Origin of the sequence: Streptomyces sp. NPDC059718 (genome assembly GCF_042733315.1) — a bacterium.
Classification (GTDB): Bacteria; Actinomycetota; Actinomycetes; order Streptomycetales; family Streptomycetaceae; genus Actinacidiphila.
This window is the reverse complement of sequence record NZ_JBHWGA010000014.1, coordinates 12,902-33,107: the sequence shown is the minus strand read 5'-3', so window position 1 is coordinate 33,107 and position 20,206 is coordinate 12,902. Positions and strand designations below refer to the sequence as shown.

The 20,206-nt window shown below is 72.6% G+C and carries 20 protein-coding genes; 4 read left to right on the top strand and 16 right to left on the bottom strand.

Going from position 1 to position 20,206, the window contains the following annotated elements:
* Positions 1–130: 130 nt before the first annotated feature.
* From smc to ACFV3E_RS17745, 3 genes are all read right to left on the bottom strand, one after another.
* Positions 131–3,688 carry a chromosome segregation protein SMC gene (smc, locus tag ACFV3E_RS17755; RefSeq protein ID WP_500535469.1) on the bottom strand — a complete coding sequence of 1,186 codons (3,558 nt, stop codon included), beginning with the start codon at positions 3,686–3,688 and terminating at the stop codon, positions 131–133.
* Between the two features lie 175 nt (positions 3,689–3,863).
* Positions 3,864–4,052, bottom strand: coding sequence for a hypothetical protein (locus ACFV3E_RS17750; protein WP_319131640.1), 189 nt, complete (start codon positions 4,050–4,052; stop codon positions 3,864–3,866).
* A 412-nt stretch (positions 4,053–4,464) separates the two neighbouring features.
* Positions 4,465–4,746 (bottom strand): acylphosphatase, encoded by a 282-nt coding sequence (locus tag ACFV3E_RS17745; RefSeq protein WP_500325655.1) that lies wholly within the window; start codon positions 4,744–4,746, stop codon positions 4,465–4,467.
* Positions 4,747–4,870: 124 nt separating this feature from the next.
* On the opposite strand from ACFV3E_RS17745, the gene ACFV3E_RS17740 reads away from it, so the two are divergent.
* Positions 4,871–5,779, top strand: a complete 909-nt coding sequence (locus tag ACFV3E_RS17740) for a CAP domain-containing protein (protein ID WP_500535468.1) — start codon at positions 4,871–4,873, stop codon at positions 5,777–5,779.
* Positions 5,780–5,985: 206 nt separating this feature from the next.
* Here ACFV3E_RS17740 and ACFV3E_RS17735 read toward each other — a convergent pair whose 3' ends face one another.
* Positions 5,986–6,864 carry a phosphotransferase gene (locus ACFV3E_RS17735; protein WP_500535467.1) on the bottom strand — a complete coding sequence of 293 codons (879 nt, stop codon included), beginning with the start codon at positions 6,862–6,864 and terminating at the stop codon, positions 5,986–5,988.
* A 111-nt stretch (positions 6,865–6,975) separates the two neighbouring features.
* Between ACFV3E_RS17735 and ACFV3E_RS17730 the strand changes: the two genes are divergently transcribed.
* Complete coding sequence (locus tag ACFV3E_RS17730; protein ID WP_500535466.1) at positions 6,976–7,434, top strand: winged helix-turn-helix transcriptional regulator; 459 nt, start codon at positions 6,976–6,978, stop codon at positions 7,432–7,434.
* On the opposite strand, the gene mutM is transcribed toward ACFV3E_RS17730, so the two are convergent.
* From mutM to ACFV3E_RS17680, 10 genes are all read right to left on the bottom strand, one after another.
* Positions 7,377–8,276 carry a bifunctional DNA-formamidopyrimidine glycosylase/DNA-(apurinic or apyrimidinic site) lyase gene (gene mutM / locus ACFV3E_RS17725; RefSeq protein ID WP_500535465.1) on the bottom strand — a complete coding sequence of 300 codons (900 nt, stop codon included), beginning with the start codon at positions 8,274–8,276 and terminating at the stop codon, positions 7,377–7,379. The genes ACFV3E_RS17730 and mutM overlap by 58 nt on opposite strands.
* Positions 8,277–8,370: 94 nt before the next feature.
* Positions 8,371–9,120: a ribonuclease III family protein gene (gene rnc / locus ACFV3E_RS17720; RefSeq protein WP_499514205.1), complete on the bottom strand. Its 750-nt coding sequence runs from the start codon at positions 9,118–9,120 to the stop codon at positions 8,371–8,373.
* A 19-nt stretch (positions 9,121–9,139) separates the two neighbouring features.
* A complete protein-coding gene (gene rpmF, locus ACFV3E_RS17715; protein ID WP_026251550.1) occupies positions 9,140–9,313 on the bottom strand; it encodes a 50S ribosomal protein L32 in 174 nt (57 codons plus the stop codon).
* Between the two features lie 2 nt (positions 9,314–9,315).
* The gene (locus ACFV3E_RS17710; RefSeq protein WP_500535464.1) at positions 9,316–9,894 is read right to left on the bottom strand and encodes a YceD family protein; all 579 of its coding nucleotides are present in this window, start codon (positions 9,892–9,894) and stop codon (positions 9,316–9,318) included.
* A 139-nt stretch (positions 9,895–10,033) separates the two neighbouring features.
* A complete protein-coding gene (locus ACFV3E_RS17705) occupies positions 10,034–11,131 on the bottom strand; it encodes an ATP synthase subunit B family protein (protein ID WP_500535463.1) in 1,098 nt (365 codons plus the stop codon).
* Between the two features lie 10 nt (positions 11,132–11,141).
* The gene (gene coaD / locus ACFV3E_RS17700) at positions 11,142–11,621 is read right to left on the bottom strand and encodes a pantetheine-phosphate adenylyltransferase (RefSeq protein ID WP_499514202.1); all 480 of its coding nucleotides are present in this window, start codon (positions 11,619–11,621) and stop codon (positions 11,142–11,144) included.
* A gap of 35 nt (positions 11,622–11,656) precedes the next feature.
* Positions 11,657–12,238 (bottom strand): 16S rRNA (guanine(966)-N(2))-methyltransferase RsmD, encoded by a 582-nt coding sequence (gene rsmD / locus ACFV3E_RS17695; protein WP_500535462.1) that lies wholly within the window; start codon positions 12,236–12,238, stop codon positions 11,657–11,659.
* A 69-nt stretch (positions 12,239–12,307) separates the two neighbouring features.
* Complete coding sequence (locus ACFV3E_RS17690) at positions 12,308–12,826, bottom strand: hypothetical protein (protein ID WP_500366037.1); 519 nt, start codon at positions 12,824–12,826, stop codon at positions 12,308–12,310.
* 95 nt (positions 12,827–12,921) lie between these two features.
* The gene (recG, locus tag ACFV3E_RS17685) at positions 12,922–15,120 is read right to left on the bottom strand and encodes an ATP-dependent DNA helicase RecG (RefSeq protein ID WP_500535461.1); all 2,199 of its coding nucleotides are present in this window, start codon (positions 15,118–15,120) and stop codon (positions 12,922–12,924) included.
* A 681-nt stretch (positions 15,121–15,801) separates the two neighbouring features.
* Positions 15,802–17,478: a DAK2 domain-containing protein gene (locus ACFV3E_RS17680; protein WP_500535460.1), complete on the bottom strand. Its 1,677-nt coding sequence runs from the start codon at positions 17,476–17,478 to the stop codon at positions 15,802–15,804.
* Between the two features lie 269 nt (positions 17,479–17,747).
* Here ACFV3E_RS17680 and rpmB point away from each other — a divergent pair, with 269 nt between their 5' ends.
* Complete coding sequence (gene rpmB / locus ACFV3E_RS17675; RefSeq protein WP_014628431.1) at positions 17,748–17,933, top strand: 50S ribosomal protein L28; 186 nt, start codon at positions 17,748–17,750, stop codon at positions 17,931–17,933.
* A 94-nt stretch (positions 17,934–18,027) separates the two neighbouring features.
* On the opposite strand, the gene thiD is transcribed toward rpmB, so the two are convergent.
* A complete protein-coding gene (gene thiD, locus ACFV3E_RS17670) occupies positions 18,028–18,816 on the bottom strand; it encodes a bifunctional hydroxymethylpyrimidine kinase/phosphomethylpyrimidine kinase (RefSeq protein WP_500535459.1) in 789 nt (262 codons plus the stop codon).
* A gap of 23 nt (positions 18,817–18,839) precedes the next feature.
* Complete coding sequence (locus ACFV3E_RS17665) at positions 18,840–19,799, bottom strand: thiamine-phosphate kinase (RefSeq protein ID WP_500535458.1); 960 nt, start codon at positions 19,797–19,799, stop codon at positions 18,840–18,842.
* A 155-nt stretch (positions 19,800–19,954) separates the two neighbouring features.
* Here ACFV3E_RS17665 and ACFV3E_RS17660 point away from each other — a divergent pair, with 155 nt between their 5' ends.
* Positions 19,955–20,188: an Lrp/AsnC family transcriptional regulator gene (locus ACFV3E_RS17660; protein ID WP_018562083.1), complete on the top strand. Its 234-nt coding sequence runs from the start codon at positions 19,955–19,957 to the stop codon at positions 20,186–20,188.
* The last annotated feature ends 18 nt before the right edge of the window (positions 20,189–20,206 follow it).

Here is a 20,206-nt window from a genome sequence, read left to right as displayed (position 1 = left end):
GCCCTCCGTCTCCGGGACGAACTTGACGACGAAGGGGATGGAGAGCGCGGCGAAGGCCGCCGGAGCGGCCGTTGGCGCACCGAAGCAGAGGATCCCCCAGGGATCCCCTCTATGCGTTCACAACTTGAAGTCAGTCCTTGAGGCGCTGGCTGATGACCTTCGACACACCGTCGCCCTGCATGGACACGCCGTACAGCGCGTCGGCGACCTCCATGGTCCGCTTCTGGTGGGTGATGACGATCAGCTGCGAGCTCTCCTGCAGCTCACGCATGATGCGGATGAGCCGCTGCAGGTTGGTGTCGTCCAGCGCGGCCTCGACCTCGTCCATCACGTAGAACGGGCTCGGCCGGGCCTTGAAGATCGACACCAGCATCGCCACGGCGGTCAGCGAGCGCTCGCCGCCCGACAGCAGCGACAGCCGCTTGACCTTCTTGCCCGGCGGCCGGGCCTCCACCTCCACACCGGTGGTGAGCATGTTCTCGGGGTCGGTGAGGATCAGCCGGCCCTCGCCGCCGGGGAAGAGCCGGGAGAACACGCCCTCGAACTCGCGCGCCGTGTCGTGGTACGCGGAGGTGAAGACCTGCTCGACCCGCTCGTCCACCTCCTTCACCACCTGGAGCAGGTCGGCCCGGGTCTTCCTCAGGTCCTCCAGCTGTTCCGAGAGGAACTTGTGCCGCTCCTCCAGCGCCGCGAACTCCTCCAGCGCCAGCGGGTTGACCTTGCCCAGCTGCTGGTACGCCCTCTCCGCCGCCTTCAGCCGCTTCTCCTGCTCGCCCCGGTGGTACGGGCGCGGCGTGTTGCGCGGGTGCTCCGGGTCCTCCGGCAGCACCTCGCCCTCGGCGGGCGGGGACGGCGGCACGAGCTGGTCCGGCCCGTACTCCGCGACCAGGCCCTCGGGCTCGACGCCGTACTCCTCCAGCGCCTTGCCCTCCAGCTGCTCGACCCTCATCCGCTTCTCGGCGCCCAGCACCTCGCCCTTGTGGACGGAGTCGGTCAGCCGGTCCCGTTCGGACTTCAGTTCCCGGCCCTGGCGGCGCGCGGTGTCCAGCTCCGCCTCGCGCTCGGCCTTGGCGCGCTCGGCCGCGCCGCGTTCCTCGTCCGCGCGCCCCAGCGAGACCTGGACGCAGGCCAGCAGGCCGTGCGCGCCCTTCAGCACCGCCGAGGCGACCTGCGCCTCGTACTCCAGACGTGCCTTGCGCCGGGCGGCCCGCTGTCTGGCCTCGCGCTCGGCGCGGGCGGCGCGGTCCAGGCCGTCGGCGCGCCCGGCCAGGCCCTTGACCCGCTCCTCGTGGGTACGGACCTGGAGCCGCGCCTCCATCTCGGTCTGACGGGCGTTGGCGCCGTCGGCGGCCAGCCGGTCCCGCACGGAGGTGTCCGGCTCCTCCTCGGCGGGGGCGGCCTCCGCCTCGCTCAGCCGGAACGAGAGCTCCTCGAACTCCTCTATGGCGGCCGCCAGGGACTCCTCGGCGCGGCCCACGGCGGCGGCAGAACGTTCCGCCTCCCCCGCCGCGGCGCGTGCCTGGCCGCCCAGCCGGCCCAGCTGCTGGGCCACGGCCGACTTCTCCTTCTCCGCGGCCCGCCGACGCTGCGTCAGCTCGTCGACCACCCGGGCGGCGGCCGACCGGCGCTCCCTGGCGGCGGCCTGCTCCTCCGCCAGCGCCTCGCAGCGCCCGGCCAGTGCCTCCAGCTCCGCGGCGGCCTCGTCGACGGCGGCCTGCACCTCCAGCAGGCTGGGGGCACCGGCCGAGCCGCCGTGGGCGAAGTGGGCGCCGAGGACGTCGCCTTCCGCGGTCACCGCGGTCAACCGCGGGTGGGCGGCGACCACTGACTCGGCGTCGGCGAGGCTCTCCACGACGACGTAGTCCCGAAGCAGACGGCGCACGGCCGGGAGCAGTTCGTCGGGGCCGCCGACGAGCGCGGCCGCCGCACGCGCGCCCGGGGGCACCTCGGCGGTCTCCTGCGGGGCGGCGTCACCGGCGACCAGCAGCGCCGCGCGTCCCGCGTCGTCCTTGCGCAGCAGCCGCAGCGCCTCGGCGGCGGCGGACGGGCCCGAGACGGCGACCGCGTCGGCGGCGGCGCCCAGCGCGGCCGCGACCGGCACCTCGTGGCCCTGGGCGACGGTGAGGAGTTCGGCGGCGGGGCCGAGCAGCCCGGCCAGGCGGTCGCCCGCGGCGAGCAGGGCACCGGTGCCGTCCTTGCGGCGCAGGCCGAGGGCGAGTGCGTCGTGGCGCGCGGCGAGGGCGGCCCGCCGGCGTTCGGCGGTGGTGGCGGCCTCGCGGGCGGCGGAGTGGGCCTCGTCGGCGCGGGCCTGCTCGTCCTTGGCCGCTTCGAGGCGCTCGTCGAGCTCGGAGTCGTCGGCGTCCAGGTCCTCGACCCGGGCGCGGAGTTCCTCGTACTCCTCCTGCGCGGACTCGGCACGCTCGCGCGCCTCGTCGCGGGCGGCGGTCAGCCGGCCGATCTCGGCCTCGGCGGATCCGGCCTTGGAGCGGGCGGCGTTGACCTGACCCTGCAGCCTGGCCAGGCCCTCGCGGCGGTCGGCGATGGCACGGGCGGCGGCCTTGAGTGCCTTGTCCTCCTCCGCGAGGCGGCGTTCCAGCTCGGCCCGGTGGTCGACCGTGTCGTCCAGGGCGCGCTGGGCGGCCTCCAGGGCGTCGGTGAGCTCCGCCTCCTGTTCGCGGATGCGGGCGGCCTCGCGCTCCATGTCCTCCGGGTCGCGGCCGCGCCGCTCCTCGGCGGGCTGCGCGGTGGCATGACGTACGCGCTGCTCGGCCAGGCCGATGGTGCCGCGCACCCGCTCGGCCAGTTGCGACAGCCCGTACCAGGTGGCCCGGGCGTCGGCGAGCCGCGGCGCGAGGGCCCTGACCTGCTCCTCCAGGCGCGCCTCGCGTTGTACCGCGGCCGCCAGCTCCGACTCGACGGCGTCGCGGCGCTCCTTGAGCGCGGCCTCGTCGGCGACCTCGGCGTGCAACGCCTTCCGCAGGGTGACCAGGTCGTCGGCGAGCAGTCGCAGCCGGGCGTCGCGCAGGTCGGCCTGGATGACCACCGCCCGGCGGGCGACTTGTGCCTGCCGGCCCAGCGGTTTGAGCTGACGGCGCAGCTCACCGGTCAGGTCCTGGACGCGGGCCAGGTTCGCCTGCATGGCGTCCAGCTTGCGCAGCGCCTTTTCCTTGCGCTTGCGGTGCTTGAGGACCCCGGCCGCCTCCTCGATGAAGGCGCGGCGGCCCATCGGATCGGCGTGCAGCACCGAATCCAGTTGTCCCTGGCCGACGATGACGTGCATTTCACGGCCGATACCGGAGTCGGAGAGCAGTTCCTGGATGTCCAGCAACCGGCAGGTGTCGCCGTTGATCTGGTATTCGCTGCCGCCGTTGCGGAACATGATCCGCGTGATGGTGACCTCGGCGTAATCGATCGGGAGGGCACCGTCGCTGTTGTCGATCGTGAGCGACACCTCGGCCCGGCCGAGCGGCGGCCGTCCCGTCGTGCCGGCGAAGATGACGTCCTCCATCTTGCCGCCGCGCAGCGACTTGGCACCCTGTTCGCCCATGACCCAGGACAGCGCGTCCACGACGTTGGACTTGCCGGAACCGTTCGGGCCGACGACACAGGTGATTCCGGGTTCGAATCGCAGGGTCGTCGCCGAGGCGAATGACTTGAACCCGCGCAGGGTCAGGCTCTTGAGGTGCACGCCGCTGGACTCTACCTCCCGCTCCCGGTTTCACCGAGGAATGCGGGGGGCACATGCAATGCAAGGGCGGAGATCATGGGAGGGCGAACGGGGCGGCAAACGACGAAGGGACGCCGGGGCGTCCCTTGCACATTCCCAAACGGAGTCGTTTCCACTGACCGGCCGAAAGGCCGGGTCAGGCGAGAACCGGCTCCGCGTGAGGTACGTCGACGAGCTCGTGCGAGGCAGCGGCCAGCGCATCGTTCTCGGCCTGGATCCGTACGAGCTCGGTTTCCAGGTCCTGGACACGCTGCTGCAGCCTTCGCATCTCGGCGAGGAGTCGAGGGTCGGGGCCGCCGACGTAACCGAGAAGCGCCTTTGCCATGATGGATGGTCCTCCACGCTGAGTGACCGACCGGGGAGCGGTGTGGGTCGTGAGTGAGGGGTTATAGGCACCCGCGCCGTGTGCGCCGAAGCTGCCCTTTGCCATGCCTACAGCTGCGGTGCGCGGGGCTTCCAGCGTCTCACCAAATAGTTAGACGGTCAACACGATCACAGCCCGGTCGTCGGGTGCGCCTAAGAAAACACGGCGCGAGAGGGCGCCGCGGGCGTCCCGCGTGGCGTGGAGGACGGGGCCGTCGACCGCTCCCCGAAGATCACCGCGTCCTCGATGTCGGCAGCCTCGCACGCGGTGCGCGAAATGGCAACCTCCTTGTCGCTCTTGCCAGGTGAGATTGCCGTTGATCTGTCACCTCACCCCTCACCTGCGAGGACGGGGCGGTGTGCGGGTCGGTGGGTCAGCGGATCGCGAAGCCGTCGTAACCGCCGCGCGGCTCGCCCCAGATTTCGGTGACGCCGTCGACGCGTCCGGGCGTGTCGCCGGTCCGCAGCCAGTCGAGCAGACCGTCGCAGCGCGACCGCTCGCCTTCGGCCACGATCTGCACGCGGCCGTCCGAGAGATTGCTCACATACCCGTCGAGTCCGCCGATCTCCAGTGCGTTCACCCGCGTCCACCAGCGGAAACCCACTTGGTGCACACGGCCTCGCACCCAGGCGGTGAGTCGGACAGCGTCGTTCATGAAAGCACGCTAACCCGTCAGTTGCCCAGGGTTCACACCTGCCCCGCCTGTCTTTCGGTACAGTCGCGCCGCAACAGGACTCACCCGTTCGGGTGAACACCGTCGACATAAAGGACTGCACCGGATGGGCCGCCACAGCCGTAAAGCCTTTGAGCCGGCGCCGTTCTCGGAGGAGGCGCCGCGCCACCGCGGGCAGAGCAGCAGGGCCCGGCGGCGCAAGCAGAACCCGGTGCGCACCGGGCTGCTGGCCTCGTCCGCCGCGCTGGCCGTGGGTGCGATCGGCGTCTCCAGCGGGCTGCTGCCCTCGCCGGACGGCTCCGGCGGGTTCTCGTACCACGACGACGCTCCCGGCCAGGTCCAGGCCGCCGGGCTGCCGAACACCGCGAGCCCCCAGGACGTCGGCGCCATCCCCGCAGACCGGGACACCTCCGCACCCGCCAGCCGCGGCAACGCCCGTACGACCGCACCCCCCGCGGCCCCGTCGGCACCGGCGACCATCGCGACGCCGACCCCCTCCGCCTCCACCTCCGCCCCGGACGACGGCGCTGCGACCCCCACCGCTCCGCAGCCCTCCGCGTCCTCCGCGCCGGCCACCGTCCCCTCCCCGCCCGCGGCCACCCTCGTGCCGGGCGGCGGCGACAAGGCTCAGGACGGCGACAGCGTCGCCGAGGTCTCCGTCCTCGCCCTGGTGAACACCGTCCGGGCCACCGCCGGCTGCAAGCCGCTGCGCGACGACAAGAAGCTCTCCGAGCTCGCCTCCGACTTCAGCGCCGACATGGCCGCCCGGGCCTTCTTCGACCACACCGACCCCGACGGCGACGACCCCTGGGACCGCGCCGCGCAGGCCGGCGTCAAGGACCTCGGCGGCGAGAACATCGCCCGCGGCCAGGCCACGGCCCAGGAGGTCATGGACGCCTGGATGAACAGCGAGGGACACCGCGCCAACATCCTCAACTGCGACTACAAGACGATCGGTGTCGGCGCCGTCTTCGGCGACGGCGGCCCCTGGTGGACGCAGGACTTCGGCTACTGAGCCGGCCACCGTCCATCGGCGCTCCGTTGAGCGCCGACGGCTCCGGGCACGTACAGGTGGGCGTGGTCGAGAAGGACACGCCGCCGGAGGGCGGCCCGGCAGCCTCCCGGAGCAGGCAAAACCCGCGATTCACGCGCGGTGCGCGTCCTGCCCGGCCGCAAGCGGGGGCCGGGGGGCGGGAAGGACCGGGCAGCGCTCCCCCCGTCCTAAGGAGCGGTGAGTGCCCCCTCGATCGAGGAGCCGTGGCGCTCCAGCCAGGCCTCGCGGCGTTTGATCTGGTCGCCGACCCCCTCGTGCCACATGCGGGCCCAGCCGCCGCCCTCGGTCTCGGCCATCCCCTTCATGGAGAACCACGCACGGCGGGCCCGGAGCACGGCGACCTCCAGCAGGCGGCCGCGGTCCGTGCCGGACATGCCGTACGCGTCGGCGAGGAGGCGGCAGCGCCGGGGGACGTCCACGTCGCGCAGGTGGGGGTCGGCGTCGGCGGGGTCGCCGATGGGGGCCCAGTAGAGCATCGCGTTGTGGATCTCCTCGACCCTGGGGACCGGCCTGGCCAGGTCGAAGTCGATGAGCGCGGCGGCCCGGCCGGCCCGGAAGACGATGTTGTCGGGCGTGAAGTCCATGTGCCCGATCACCTCGGCGGGATGCGCCGGCGCGGGAGGCATGTCCGGATGCGGGGCGGGACCGGCAGGGGCCCGGACACCGTCGGGTGGGCTGAAGCCGGCGACCGCGTCGTCGTAGGCGCGGACCAGGCGGCCGACCGAGACGAGGCGGTCCTCGTCCGCGATCCAGGCGGGCCGCGGCCGTCCGGCGACCTCCCCCGCCACGTAGGTCAGCACCTCCCGGCCGGCGGCGTCGATGCCGAGGAGGCGCGGCGCACCGGGGAAACCGACGTCCTCCAGGTGACGGAGCAGGGCGTGCACCAGGGGGCTGTGGGCGCCGGCCGGACGGCGGACCGTGTCGCCGACGCGGACGACGCCCTCGGTCACGTCACCGCCGATCAGGGGGATCTCCGGCTGCGGCTCGGCGGTCTCGGCGTACGTGGCGGCGGGGGCGGGCGGAGCGGGCGGGCCGTCGGGAAGCATCCGCCCATTGTGCGCCGTACGGGCCCGGCCACGCCGGGGGTTCGGGGCCATAACTCACCGAGGGAAAGCGCAACCCCACGGGTGGCGCTGTGGACGAGTACGCTCACGCCCATGGAGACGTCCGCCCGTGCCGGCGACGCCACCGGCGGCACCGTTGGTGCCGGGGCGGCGACCCGGGAGTTCGACGTGTTCGCCCGCTCGTGCCCGTCGCGCCCCACGCTGGAGCACGTGACCGGCCGCTGGGGCTCGCTGACGCTGGGCGCGCTGGTCGACGGGGCACTGCGGTTCAACGAGCTGCGCCGCCGCGTCGACGGAGTGAGCGAGAAGATGCTCTCCCAGACCCTGCACGCGCTGGAACGGGACGGGCTGGTGCACCGCGAGGCGCGGCCCACCAACCCGCCGCGGGTGGACTACAGCCTCACACCGCTGGGCCGGGACACGGCCGAACGGCTGCTCGCCCTGATCGGGCTCGTGGAGTCGCGGATGCCGGAGGTACTGGCGGCGCAGCGACGCTACGACGAGCGGACGGTGACGGCGGACGTGCCGCCCGGCCCGCGCGGCGGTCGCTGACAGCGCGGGCAGAAGTAGCTCGACCGGTTCATCCAGGGACGGCGGCGGATCGGGGTGCCGCAGCGGCGGCAGGGCTCGTCCTCGCGGCCGTAGGCGTCCAGGGAGCGGTCGAAGTAGCCGGACTCCCCGTTGACGTTGACGTACAGGCTGTCGAAGCTCGTGCCGCCGGCGGCGAGGGCGTCGGTCATGACCTCGCGGATGTGGGTGAGCAGTTCGGTGGTGACCGGCCGGGTCAGGGTCGCGGTCGGCCGCTCGTAGTGCAGCCTGGTGCGCCACAGCGCCTCGTCCGCGTAGATGTTGCCGACCCCGCTGATCAGCGACTGGTCGAGCAGTGCCCGCTTGATCGTGGTGCGGCGGCGGCGCAGCGCGGTGTGGAAGGCCGCGTCGTCGAAGCGGGGGTCGAGCGGATCGCGGGCGATGTGCGACAGGGGTACCGGCAGCCGCTCGGGGTCGCCGGGCACGCACTCGTGCAGCGACAGGCCGCCGAAGGTGCGCTGGTCGACGAAGCGCAGCTCCGTGCCGAGGTCGTCCTCGAAGCGGATCCGGATCCGCAGGTGGGTCTCGGCGGGCGCGTCCTCCGGCTGGACGAGCAGCTGGCCGCTCATGCCGAGGTGCCCGAGGAGCGCGAGCGGGGAGTCCTGGAGCGGCAGCCACAGGTACTTGCCGCGGCGCAGGGCGGGACCGAAGGTCTGCGCCTCCAGCCGGTCGGCGAAGTCCGCGCCGCCGGCGAGGTGGCGGCGCACGGCACGGGCGTGCAGTACCTCGGCCCGGGCGACGGTGCGGCCGCTGACCCAGCGGTCCAGACCGCGGCGTACGACTTCGACCTCGGGCAGCTCCGGCACGCGGTGCGCTCCTCTCGGAAGGCGGTCCCCCGCCCGGGGAACCGGAAGGCCCGCCCGGTCGGCCTCGGGGGCCGGCCGGACGGGCCTGACGGGTTCAGCTCGCGACAGTGCCGTTCGCGTCGCGCTTGGCGCGGATCCCGCGCCAAGCGGCCTCGGCGGCCTGCTGCTCTGCTTCCTTCTTGCTGCGGCCGGTGCCGGTGCCGTACTCGACACCACCGACGCGGGCGGCAGCCGTGAAGGTCTTCTCGTGGTCCGGTCCGGTCTCGGAGACCACGTACTCCGGGACACCGAGGCCCTCGCCCGCGGTGAGTTCCTGGAGGCTGGTCTTCCAGTCCAGTCCCGCCCCGAGGTTGGAGGACTTCTCGATCAGTGGATCGAAGAGCCGGTGCACCAGCTCCGACGCGGCGTCCAGGCCCTGGTCCAGGTAGACCGCCCCGATCACCGCCTCGAGGGTGTCCGCGAGGATCGACGCCTTGTCCCGGCCTCCCGTGCCCTCCTCGCCCCGGCCGAGGCGGACGAAGCTGCCCAGGTCGAGGCCACGGCCGACGTCGGCCAGGGCTCGGGAGTTGACCACCGCGGCCCGCAGCTTGGCGAGCGTGCCCTCCGGGAGGTCCGGGTGGGTGCGGTAGAGCGTGTCCGTGACCACCAGGCCGAGCACGGAGTCCCCGAGGAACTCCAGACGCTCGTTGGTGGGCAGACCGCCGTTCTCGTACGCGTACGAGCGATGGGTCAGCGCACGCACCAGAAGGGCGGGTTCGAGTGTGTACCCGAGCCGCCCTTCCAGAACCGCGGGGGACGAGGCTGCCTTACCGGCGTCCGTCGACGTTGCGCCGTCTGACGACATGGAGCCCCTCACCCGCCGATCAGACCTCGAGGACCTGACGACGGTTGTAGGTGCCGCAGCTCGGGCACGCGATGTGCTGCTGCTTCGGCTCGTGGCAGCGCTCGCACGCCACCAGGCTCACGGGCGCAGCCTTCCACTGCGAACGGCGGTGGCGCGTGTTGCTGCGCGACATCTTCCGCTTGGGAACAGCCACGGCTACTTCTCCTGGTTCTCGTCGGCGCCGTCCTCGGCACCGCTCAGCTGGATTTCCTGCAGGGCCGCCCAACGGATGTCGGTGACCTCGTGGTGGTGGTCCGGGTCGTCCGCCAGCCGCGCCCCGCAATCGGAGCACAGACCGGGACAGTCGTCCTGGCACACCGGCTGCAGCGGCAGTTCGAGAACCACCGCGTCGCGCAGCACGGGCTCGAGGTCGAACAAGTCGCCCTCGAGGAAGAGAGTGTCCTCCTCCTCGGCGTCGTCACCGGCGTCGGCGGCACCGTGGTGCCCACCGGTCCGGGTGTCGGCGTCGGGGTAGGAGTACAACTCCTGGAACTCCGTCTCGAGCTCGCGCTCGAGCGGCTCCAGACACCTTACGCACTCCCCCGAGAGCGGTGCGCGGGCGGTGCCCGTGACGAGCACCCCCTCCATCACCGACTCCAGGCGGAGGTCCAGCTCGATCTCCGTGCCCTCGCGGACACCGATGACCTCGATGCCCATGTCCTTGGGAGCCGGCACCGAACGGGAGACCTTCTTCATCGCCCCAGGACGACGACCCAGCTCGTGCGTGTCGAACACGAGCGGGTTGCGGTGGTCGAGGCGGGTGTTCAGGGCTCCTGCTTTCTTCGGTTCGGCGCGTGCCCGTCGCCACGACGGCGGGCACGCCAAAGCGCCGGGGATCACACGGCTGAGGGATCAGGATACCGGTCCCCCGGGCTCAGCCCAAACCGCGCTCCTGCTCCAGCTCACGCAGCCGGTTCAGGTCGATCATGCTGGTGTCGAAGAAGCTCGTCTCGTCCAGCGCCGCGCCCTGACCCTGCTGGTGCTGCTGCGGGATGTACTGCTGCTGCTCGTAACCGGTCTGCTGCGGCTGCTGCCAGCCGTAGTTCGGGTCGTAGTACGCCTGCTGCGGCTGGGCGGCGTACGGGTCGGCGTACTGGCCCTGCTGCTGGTACGGATCAGGTTGCCGGCCCTGCTGCTGGTACGGATCGGGTTGCTGGCCCTGCTGCTGGTACGGATCCGGCTGCTGGTAGCCGTAGTCGGGCTGCTGGACAGCGTTCGGGTCGTACTGGTAGTCGCCGGGGGCCACGGGGGCGGCCAGCCCCGCGAGGTACTCGGCGTCGGACTGCCCGGGGACCTGGCCCTCGGGGTCCGCGTCGTGGGCGCCCAGCTCGTCCATGGGGCGGTGGCCGGTCAGCTTCAGGCGGCCCCGTCCGACGGCCTCCAGGGTCTTGCTGAGCACCGCCTCGAAGGCGCCCAGCTTGGCGTCCACGTACTCGTCCGCGCGGCGGCGCAGCGTCTCGGGGTCGGCGCTGCGCTCCGGCGCGTCGTCCTCGTCCGCGTACGGGTAGCCGTTCTCGTCGAGGGCCGGGCCGTGGCCCAGCAGCTTCTCGCGGCCGCGGTCCACCGAGCCGATGGTCTTGGTCAGCACGACCTCGAAGTTGGCGAGCTTGCTGTCGACGTAGTCGTCGGCCTCGGCCCGGATCTCGGTGGCCTCGCGCTGCGCCTCCGTGACGATGCGCTCGGCCTCCTGCTGCGAGCGGCGGGCGATCTCGGTGTCGGAGATCAGCGAACCGCGTTCCGCGTGCGCGGCGCCGATGATCCGGCCGGCCTCGGCCCGGGCCTCCTCGACCATCTGCTCCCGCCCGCCCAGCAGCTGCTGGGCCTGGGAGAGCGAGTCGGGCAGCGCCGACCGTACGTCTTCGAGCATGGCGAGCAACTCGGCACGGTTGACCACGCAGGAGGCCGACATCGGCATGGACCGGGCGGCCTCCACGGCGGCCACGATCTCGTCGAGCTTCTTCTGGACGTCCACGTTCCAGACTCTACTGCTGCGCGAGCTTCTTCTTGAGGGCCTCCAGCACGACGGGGGGCAGCAAGTGCGCGACGTCGCCGCCCCATTGCGCCACCTCCTTGACGAGGCTGGAGGACAGGAAGCTGTAGGTGGGGTTGGTGGGGACGAAAAGGGTCTCCACGCCGGACAGCCCGTTGTTCATCTGGGCCATCTGCAGCTCGTAGTCGAAGTCGCTGACCGCGCGCAGGCCCTTCACGATGGCGGGGATGTCGCGCTGCTTGCAGAAGTCCACCAGCAGGCCGTGGAAGGCCTCCACGCGCACGTTGCCGTACCCGGCGGTGACCTCCTCGATGAGGGCGATGCGCTCCTCGATCGAGAAGAGGCCCTTCTTCGACTTGTTGATCATCACGGCCACGTAGACCTCGTCGTACAGGCGCGAGGCTCGGGCGATGATGTCGAGGTGTCCATTGGTGACGGGGTCGAAGGACCCCGGACAGACTGCGCGGCGCAACGGTGACTCCTCGCTCTGAGGGTTCTGCGGGTGGTTCATGACGCGTCGGTGACGTCGGCGGCGCGACCGTACCAAAGCGTCCCTTCGCCGTACCGCCGGGCCCTGATCCCTTCGTACCCCTCGGGCCAGCGGAATTCCCCGCCTCGGGTGCTCCTCTCCACGGTGGCGACGGCGTCCGCGTCGAGCCAGCCCTGCGTACGGAGTGTGAGCAGGATCTCGCACAGCTCGTCGTCGGTGACGGCGTACGGCGGGTCCAGGAACACCAGGTCGTACGGTTCCGCCGGAGGCGGTCCGGCGACCACCTTCTCGGCCTTTCCGGCCCGCACCTCGGCGCCGGGCAGCCCGAGCACGCGGACGTTCTCCCGGATGACGCGGGCGGCGCGGGGGTCGGACTCGACCAGCAGCACGTGCGCCGCGCCGCGTGAGAGCGCCTCCAGGCCGACGGCGCCCGATCCCCCGTACAGGTCGATGACCCGCGCCCCGTGCAGAACGCCGCGCAGCGACTCCCAGGTGGAGAACAGCCCCTCCTTCGCCCGGTCCGAGGTGGGTCGGGTTCCGTTGCCCGGCGGCACGGCCAGGCGACGGCCACCGGCGGCTCCGGCGATCACGCGGGTCATCTGCGGCTCATTCGTCTCGTGGGCGGGGGAACGGCGCCGGCGCGGCGCCGCTCCCCCACGATACGTAGGTCAGTCCCGGCCCTGCTCTTCCACGGCCCCGACGAGCGCCGGCGAGGCGTAGCGCGACCAGGACAGGCAGCCGTCGGGCGGGCAGAACTCGGGGCGGCGCGGGTCGTGACCGAGCTCACGCAGCTTCGTCCGGACGGAGTCGGGCGTGCGGCCGAAGCGCGCGGCCACGCGGGCGATGGACTCGCCGTCGTGGAACCGGCGGACCAGTTCCTCCTCGTGCTGCGGCACCCAGGGCGCGCCGTGCCCCGGGAACAGCTCGCGCAGCACGTCGCGGTCGGGTATGGGCTCGGCCACGTCGGCCACGAGGGCGAGGGCGCGCAGGGCGCGGTTGAGGGCGATGCGCAGGGACGGGACGTCGGTCAGCGGCAGCGTGAGCGTGCCGGAGGCGAGGAGGGTGTCCGGGTCGTCCTCGGACCAGCCGGCCAGGGTCAGGGTGACGGTGGTGTCGTCGTCGCTGGAGAGCTCGATCCGGAAGACCTTCTCACCGAGCGGCAGTTCGTTGAGATGACGGAACGACATGAAATCAGCCCCCAAAGGTCCAACTACGCCTATTCCCGAGCGGATCGGCGCGGACTGTGTCCATTCTCCCAGGGGGCACTGACAATGACGGTCCGTCAGCCCTTGTCGAGGTACTGCTCGCGGTCCGCGTCGACCAGGCTCTCCAGCGCGCTGCGCAGGTCCGGCTGACCCTCCAGTCCGGGGTCCGCGGCGACCAGCGAGGTGGCCTCCTCCCGGGCCGCCGCGATCACGTCCTCGTCGTCGATCACCGTCAGCATGCGCAGCGACGAACGCGTCCCGGACTGGGCCTGTCCCAGGACGTCGCCCTCACGCCGCTGTTCCAGGTCGATGCGGGACAGCTCGAAGCCGTCCAGCGTCCCGGCCACGGCGTCCAGCCGGGCGCGGGCCGAGGTCGCCTCCGGCATCTCGGACACCAGCAGGCACAGACCGGCCGCCGCACCACGCCCGACCCGGCCGCGCAACTGGTGCAGCTGCGAGACGCCGAAGCGGTCCGCGTCCATGATCACCATGGCGGTGGCGTTCGGCACGTTGACGCCGACCTCGATCACCGTGGTCGCCACCAGCACGTCGACCTCGCCGGCGGCGAAGCGGCGCATCACGTCGTCCTTCGCCTCCGCCTGCATCCGCCCGTGCAGCACCTCCACGCGCAGCCCCGCCAGCGGCCCCTTGACCAGCTGCTCGGCGATCTCCAGCACCGCCAGCGGCGGCCGCCGCTCCGCCTCGTCCTCCGCGGACTTCTTCTTCGGGTCCGGCTCCTCGTCGCCGATCCGCGGGCACACCACGTACGCCTGGTGCCCGTTCTCGACCTCCTCGCGCACCCGCTCCCAGGCGCGCGACAGGAAGTGCGGCTTGTCCTTCGCCGGCACGACGTGCGTGGCGATCGGTGAACGGCCGGCCGGCAACTGGTCCAGCACGGAGGTCTCCAGGTCGCCGAAGACCGTCATCGCGACGGTGCGCGGGATCGGCGTCGCCGTCATCACCAGCAGGTGCGGCGGCTGCTTGGCCTTGCCCCGCAGCGCGTCGCGCTGCTCGACACCGAAGCGGTGCTGCTCGTCGACCACGACCAGCCCCAGGTCGTGGAAGCCCACCTTGTCCTCGATCAGCGCGTGCGTGCCCACGACGATCCCGGCCTCGCCGGTCACCAGGTCCAGCAGCGCCTGGCGGCGGGCGGCGGCCCCCATGGAACCCGTCAGCAGCACGACCTTCGTGCCCAGGTCCGAGCCACCGAGCATGCCGCCCTCGGCGAGGTCGCCCATCATCTCCGTGATCGACCGGTGGTGCTGCTGCGCCAGCACCTCCGTCGGCGCCAGCATCGCGGCCTGGCCGCCCGTGTCGACCACGCCGAGCATGGCGCGCAGCGCCACCATCGTCTTGCCGGAACCCACCTCGCCCTGGAGCAGCCGGTGCATCGGGTGGTCCGTCGCCAGGTCCGCGAAGATCTCGGCCGAGACATGCTCCTGGCCCTCGGTGAGCGTGAACGGCAGCCGCGCGTCGAAGGCCTTCAGCAGTCCGTCCTCCGCCGGCACACGCGGCACGGCGGGCAGCGCGTCGTCCGCCGCCCGGCGCCGCGCGAGGGCCACCTGCAGCACGAACGCCTCGTCCCACTTCAGGCGCTCCTTGGCGATCATGATGTCGGCCTTGGACCTCGGGCGGTGGATCTTCTCCAGCGCCTCCGGCAGCGCCACGAGCCCGCGCGACTCCCGCAGCGCGGCGGGCAGCGGCTCACCCGTGCCGGACCACTGCGTGGCACCGAGGGAGGTCAGCACGGTGTCCACGGTCTTGGCGATCGTCCAGGAGTTGACCTGCTTGCACGCCGGGTAGATCGGGATCAGCCGGCCGGCGAAGGCGTCCACGGCCTCCTTGCCGCCCTCGGCGTCCAGCAACTGGTACTCGGGGTGCGCCAACTGCAGCGCCCGGTTGAACACGGACACCTTGCCGGCGAACATGCCGCGGCGGCCCGGGAGGAGGTCGTGCTCCGGCTTGAACACCCCCCGGCCGAAGAAGACCAGGGTCAGCGAGCCGCTGCCGTCCGTGACGACCACCTCGAGGCGCGACTTGCCCGGGCCGTAGGTCTTCTTCGTCGCCTTGGCGACGCGCGCGACGACGGTGACGTGTTCGTCCAGCGGGAGGTCGGACAGGCGCGTCAGCTCGCCGCGTTCCGCGTAGCGGCGGGGGTAGTGGTGCAGCAGGTCGCCGACGGTGCGCAGGTCGAGGTGGTCGGCGAACACCTTTGCGGTGCGGCCGCCGACGGATTTTGCGAGCGGTTCGTCAAGGGCAGCAGACATCGCGTCCATCTTTGCGCACGGGGCCGACAAAGTTTGTGTTGCGGCCCGGGGTGCGGCGGCTGCGCCGGGCTGCCCGGGTGTTTGTGTGCCGGTTGTTCGCGCCTGCGGCGGGCGGTTTCCCCGCCGCCCGCCCGATTGCCCGGCGCGGTAAGTGACCGCCTCGCTGCGTTCGCTGTGGGGTCGGTGCCGCGCCGGCGCACCTCCTCGGCGCTCGCGGCGCTGCCTTACATTGTTCGGCGCCCGGGTCCGCCGCTCGTCGCCTGTGGGGGCACCCCGCCACACCCCCTCCGGTCGTGTGGGCGGCTGACGGCCGGACTGGGTTCAGAGAGCGGTCCGGGGTTGCCGCAAGTGCCTTACTCACCCCCACCGGCCGTCAGTCGCCCCAACTCGTGGGAGGGGGTGTGGCGGGGTGCGCCCATGGGGGTCCCCCCGGCCGAAGGTTGGGGGAGACGAGCGGCGAACCCGGCGCCCAACGATGTGGGGGTAAACCGCGAGCGCTGAGGACGTGCGCCGGCGCGGCCCCGACCCAGGCACACGTTGCGCAGGCCCGCACTGACCGCGCCGGGCAATCGGGCGGGAGGGCGGGGGATGCCCGCCGCAGGCGCAGACAACCCGCACACAAACACCCGGGCAGCCCGGCGCAGCCGCCCGCACACGACAACGGCGCCGCACGCGGCGACACGGGGTCGGCTACTCGACGCCGATGAGGAGGGGGCACGTTTCCTGGCCGCCGTCGTAGACGACCGTGTCGACCGCGAGGTGGCTGTCACGGACGTGCGCCTCGAGCCGGTCCGCCAGGTCCGCGGGCGCGTCGGACCCGATGACGAGCGTGACCATCTCCCCGCCCGCGGCGAGCATGCGGTCCAGGACGATGATCCCGGTCTCGACGAGGTTGCCGCCGATCACCGCGACGTCCCCGTCGATGAGGCCGAGGACGTCCCCGGCCTGGCAGACGCCGGCCATGGTCCAGGACTGGGCCTCCGCGACGGCGAGCTCGGCGTAGCGCGTGGCGCCGGCCGCGGAGGTCATGGCGACGACGTCCTCGTCGAAGCGCCGGGTGGGCTCGTGGACGGCGAGGGCGGCGATGCCCTGCACCGCGGACCGGGTGGGGATGAGCGCCACGCGGACGCCCTCCGTGCGCGCCTGTTCGGCCGCGGCGCCCACCGCGTGCCGCAGTTCGACGTCGTTGGGCAGCAGGACGACCTCGCGGGCGTGCGCACGGCGGATGGCCTCCGCGATGTCGCCGCTCGCGGGCGGCTCCCCGGGCCGTACGGCGACCACGGTGGCCCCGGCCTGGGCGCACAGCTCGGCGAGGCCGTCGCCGCGCACCACGGCGACGACGGCCCGGAGCGTGCGCTCGCCCCGCCCGCCGATGGCCCCGCGGCGGCCCTGCTCGAGCGCGCGGGCCTGGTCGCCGAAGTGCGTCACCTTGATGCGGTACGGCCGTCCCGCCTCGATCCCGGCCTCGATGGCGGCGCCCACGTCGTCGACGTGGACGTGGACGTTCCACAGCCCGTCCCCGCCGACGACGACGAGGGAGTCGCCGAGCCGGTCGAGCCGGGTGCGCAGCGCGGGGACGGCGCGGTCGGGTGCCTCCAGGAGGTAGATGACCTCGAAGTCCGGCCCGCCGGGCACCGCGTGCGGGTCCGCGCCGTCCCCGCCGGTCGTCGCGCAGCCGTACGGCACGACCTGGGACGCGCCCCTGGGCAACGGCACCCGCAGGGCGTCGTCGAGCGGGCCCATCGGGGCCTGCCCGGAGACCGCGTCCGCGAGGGCGCCCAGGACGGCGACCAGGCCGCGGCCGCCGGCGTCGACGACACCTGCGTCGCCGAGGACGGCCAGCTGCCGCGGAGTTGCCGCCAGCGCGAGGCGGGCGGCCTCGTACGCGGCCCGGGAGACCTCGTGGACGTCGCCGGTCACGGCGGCGGCCGCCTCCGCGGCGGCCGTGGCGACGGTGAGCATCGTGCCCTCGACCGGATGCGCGACGGCCTGGTAGGCGGACTCCGCGGCCCGGCGCAGGGCCGGCCGCAGGTCGCCGGCGTCCTCGGCGAGGACCTCGGCCATGCCGCGCAGCAGTTGGGCGAGGATCGTCCCGGAGTTGCCGCGTGCTCCTATGAGCGCGCCGTGCGCCATGGAGCGCAGGCACGAGGTGAGGTCCGGGATGCCGCCCGAGGCGGCGTGGCCCTCGAAGACGGCGTCCACGGACTGGGCGGCGGACTCCACGGTCAGGAACAGGTTCGTGCCGGTGTCCCCGTCGGCGACGGGGTAGACGTTGATCGCGTCGATCTCCTCGCGTGCCCGCCCGAGCGCCTGGAGGGACAGCCGGCACCATGCGCGCACCGCGGGAGGGTCGAGCGTCGGCGGCACGTGTTTCCTCCTGCGGGGGCGGCCGGGGACCTGGGGTGGGGAGGTGTCCGCACGCAGCGTACTGAGCGCCGGGGCCCTCCGGGCGACCGCCCGTACCGCTGACCATGGTAATTTCGAGGGACAGGAGCGGACGTAGTATGCTGCTCCGGTTGCCTGGGGCTGTCCCGGGCCGTCCCTCGGCATCACTGGTCTTCCTTCAATCATTTTGACGGACGCCGGATGCCGTCGGGATTTATCCGTTAGTGCATCTGAAGTCTTTGGAGTGACCCGTGGCTGCCAACTGCGACGTCTGCGGCAAGGGGCCGGGCTTCGGCAACAACATCTCGCACTCGCACCGCCGTACTCGCCGTCGTTGGAACCCCAACATCCAGACGGTGCGTGCTGTGGTCGGTCGGACGCCGAAGCGCCTCAACGTCTGCACCTCGTGCATCAAGGCCGGCAAGGTCGCGCGCTGACGCATAGGACGTCGTAGCGCAGCCTTGCGGCTACCGGAGCCGGTCCACCCTCGTGGTGGACCGGCTTTCTGCTGTGCCCTCCCGCCGGTTCACCTCAGCGCTGCCGCCAGGCGTGGTCCACGGGGCCGATGCCGCCGCCCAGGGGGAAGCCCGCCGCGATGGCGCCGGTGACGTACTCCTTGGCGGCGTGGGCCGCCTCGGGGACGTCCAGACCCCGCGCCAGGAACGAGGCGACGGCGGACGCCAGGGTGCAGCCGGTGCCGTGGGTGTGCCGGTTGTCGAGGCGCGTGGCGCGCAGCCAGTGCTCGCGGCTGCCGTCGGTGAGCAGGTCGACGGCGGCGCCGCTGAGGTGCCCGCCCTTGATCAGGACCCAGCGGGGGCCGCACTTGAGGACGGCCGCCGCGGCCTCGCGCATGGCGGGCTCGCCGTCCACGACGACTCCTGTGATCTGGCGCACCTCGTCCAGGTTGGGGGTGGCGACGGTGGCGAGCGGCAGCAGGCGGGTCCGTACGACGTCGACGGCGCCGGCGGCGAGCAGCGGGTCGCCGTGCTTGGAGACACCGACGGGGTCGACGACCACGGGGACGTCGAGCGGGGCGAGGAGTTCGGCGACGGCGGTGACGAGTTCCGCCGAGGAAAGCATCCCGGTCTTGACCGCCTGGACGCCGATGTCGTCCACGACGCTGCGGAACTGGGCCCGTACGGCGTCCACCGGCAGGTCCCAGGCGCCCTGGACACCCAGTGAGTTCTGCGCCGTGACGGCCGTGACCACGCTCATCCCGTGGACGCCGAGGGCGAGCATGGTCTTCAGGTCGGCCTGGATGCCCGCGCCGCCGCCGGAGTCGGAGCCGGCGACGGTGAGCACACGCGGTGGGATCGTCATACGGCGAATCTAGTCGCCGTCCGCTACTCGGATCCGAAGTGGTCCCAGCCGCCCGCCTTGTCCCAGGGGGCGCCGTCCACGGTGACCTGGGGTGCCGTGGTGGCCTTCACCACCCGGCCGATGACCCGCCAGCGGGCGGGCAGCTTCGTGTCCGGGGGGAAGGCGGCGACTATCGCGTGGTCCTCTCCCCCGGTCAGCACCCAGTGCAGCGGGTCGACCCCGACGGCCTGGCCGATGTCGGCCATCTGCGCGGGGATGTCGATGTCGGCGGAGGACAGGTCAATGGCGACGCCACTGGCGGTGGCGATGTGGCCGAGGTCGGCGACGAGCCCGTCGCTCACGTCGGTCATGGCCGTCGCACCGAGTTCCGCGGCGGCGGGACCGGCGTGGTACGGCGGTTCGGGACGGCGGTGGGCCTCGACGAAGGCCCGCGGGGAGCGGAATCCCCGGGAGAGGACGGCGAGTCCCGCCGCGGACCAGCCCAGCCAGCCGGTGACGGCGACGACGTCGCCGGGGCGGGCACCGGATCGGGTGACGGGTTCGCGGTCGCGCAGGTCACCCAGTGCGGTGATGGAGACCATGATCGTGTCACCGCGGACGACGTCGCCGCCGACCACGGCCGCGCCGGCCACCTGGCACTCGTCCCGGATGCCGTCCATCAGCTCGACCGGCCAGGTCACCGGCAGGTCGGCCGGGACGACCAGGGCGAGCAGCACCGCGGTCGGGACGGCACCCATGGCGGCGATGTCGGCGAGGTTCTGCGCGGCGGCCTTGCGGCCCACGTCGTAGGCGGTGGACCAGTCACGGCGGAAGTGCCGCCCCTCCACGAGCGCGTCGGTGGTGGCCACCACCCGCCGGTCCGGGGCGGCGACCACGGCGGCGTCGTCACCCGGTCCGAGCCGGACGGCGGGGCTGGAGGTGAGCCGGGCGGTCAACTCCCTGATGAGCCCGAACTCCCCCAGTTCGCCCACGGTGCCCTTCATCTGACTGTCCCCTTCACCTGGCCGGTCCCCTTCTGTGTGCGCTTGCGCGACGGCTTCGGCGCGGCCGGTACCGCGCGGGTCTCCCCGCGGCATACCGCGACGCGGTACCGTGACGTTCCCTCCCACATGATCCTCGTAGCCGCCCTGGAGGTTCCGTGGTACAGGCGTACATTCTGATCCAGACCGAGGTCGGGAAGGCCTCGGCAGTAGCGGAGGTGATCTCCAAGATTTCCGGGGTCATCCAGGCCGAGGACGTCACCGGTCCGTACGACGTGATCGTGCGTGCCCAGGCCGACACGGTCGACGACCTGGGGCGCCTCGTGGTGGCGAAGGTGCAGCAGGTGGAGGGCATCACCCGCACCCTGACCTGTCCGGTCGTCCATCTGTAGGCCCCCTGTAGGCTCGGC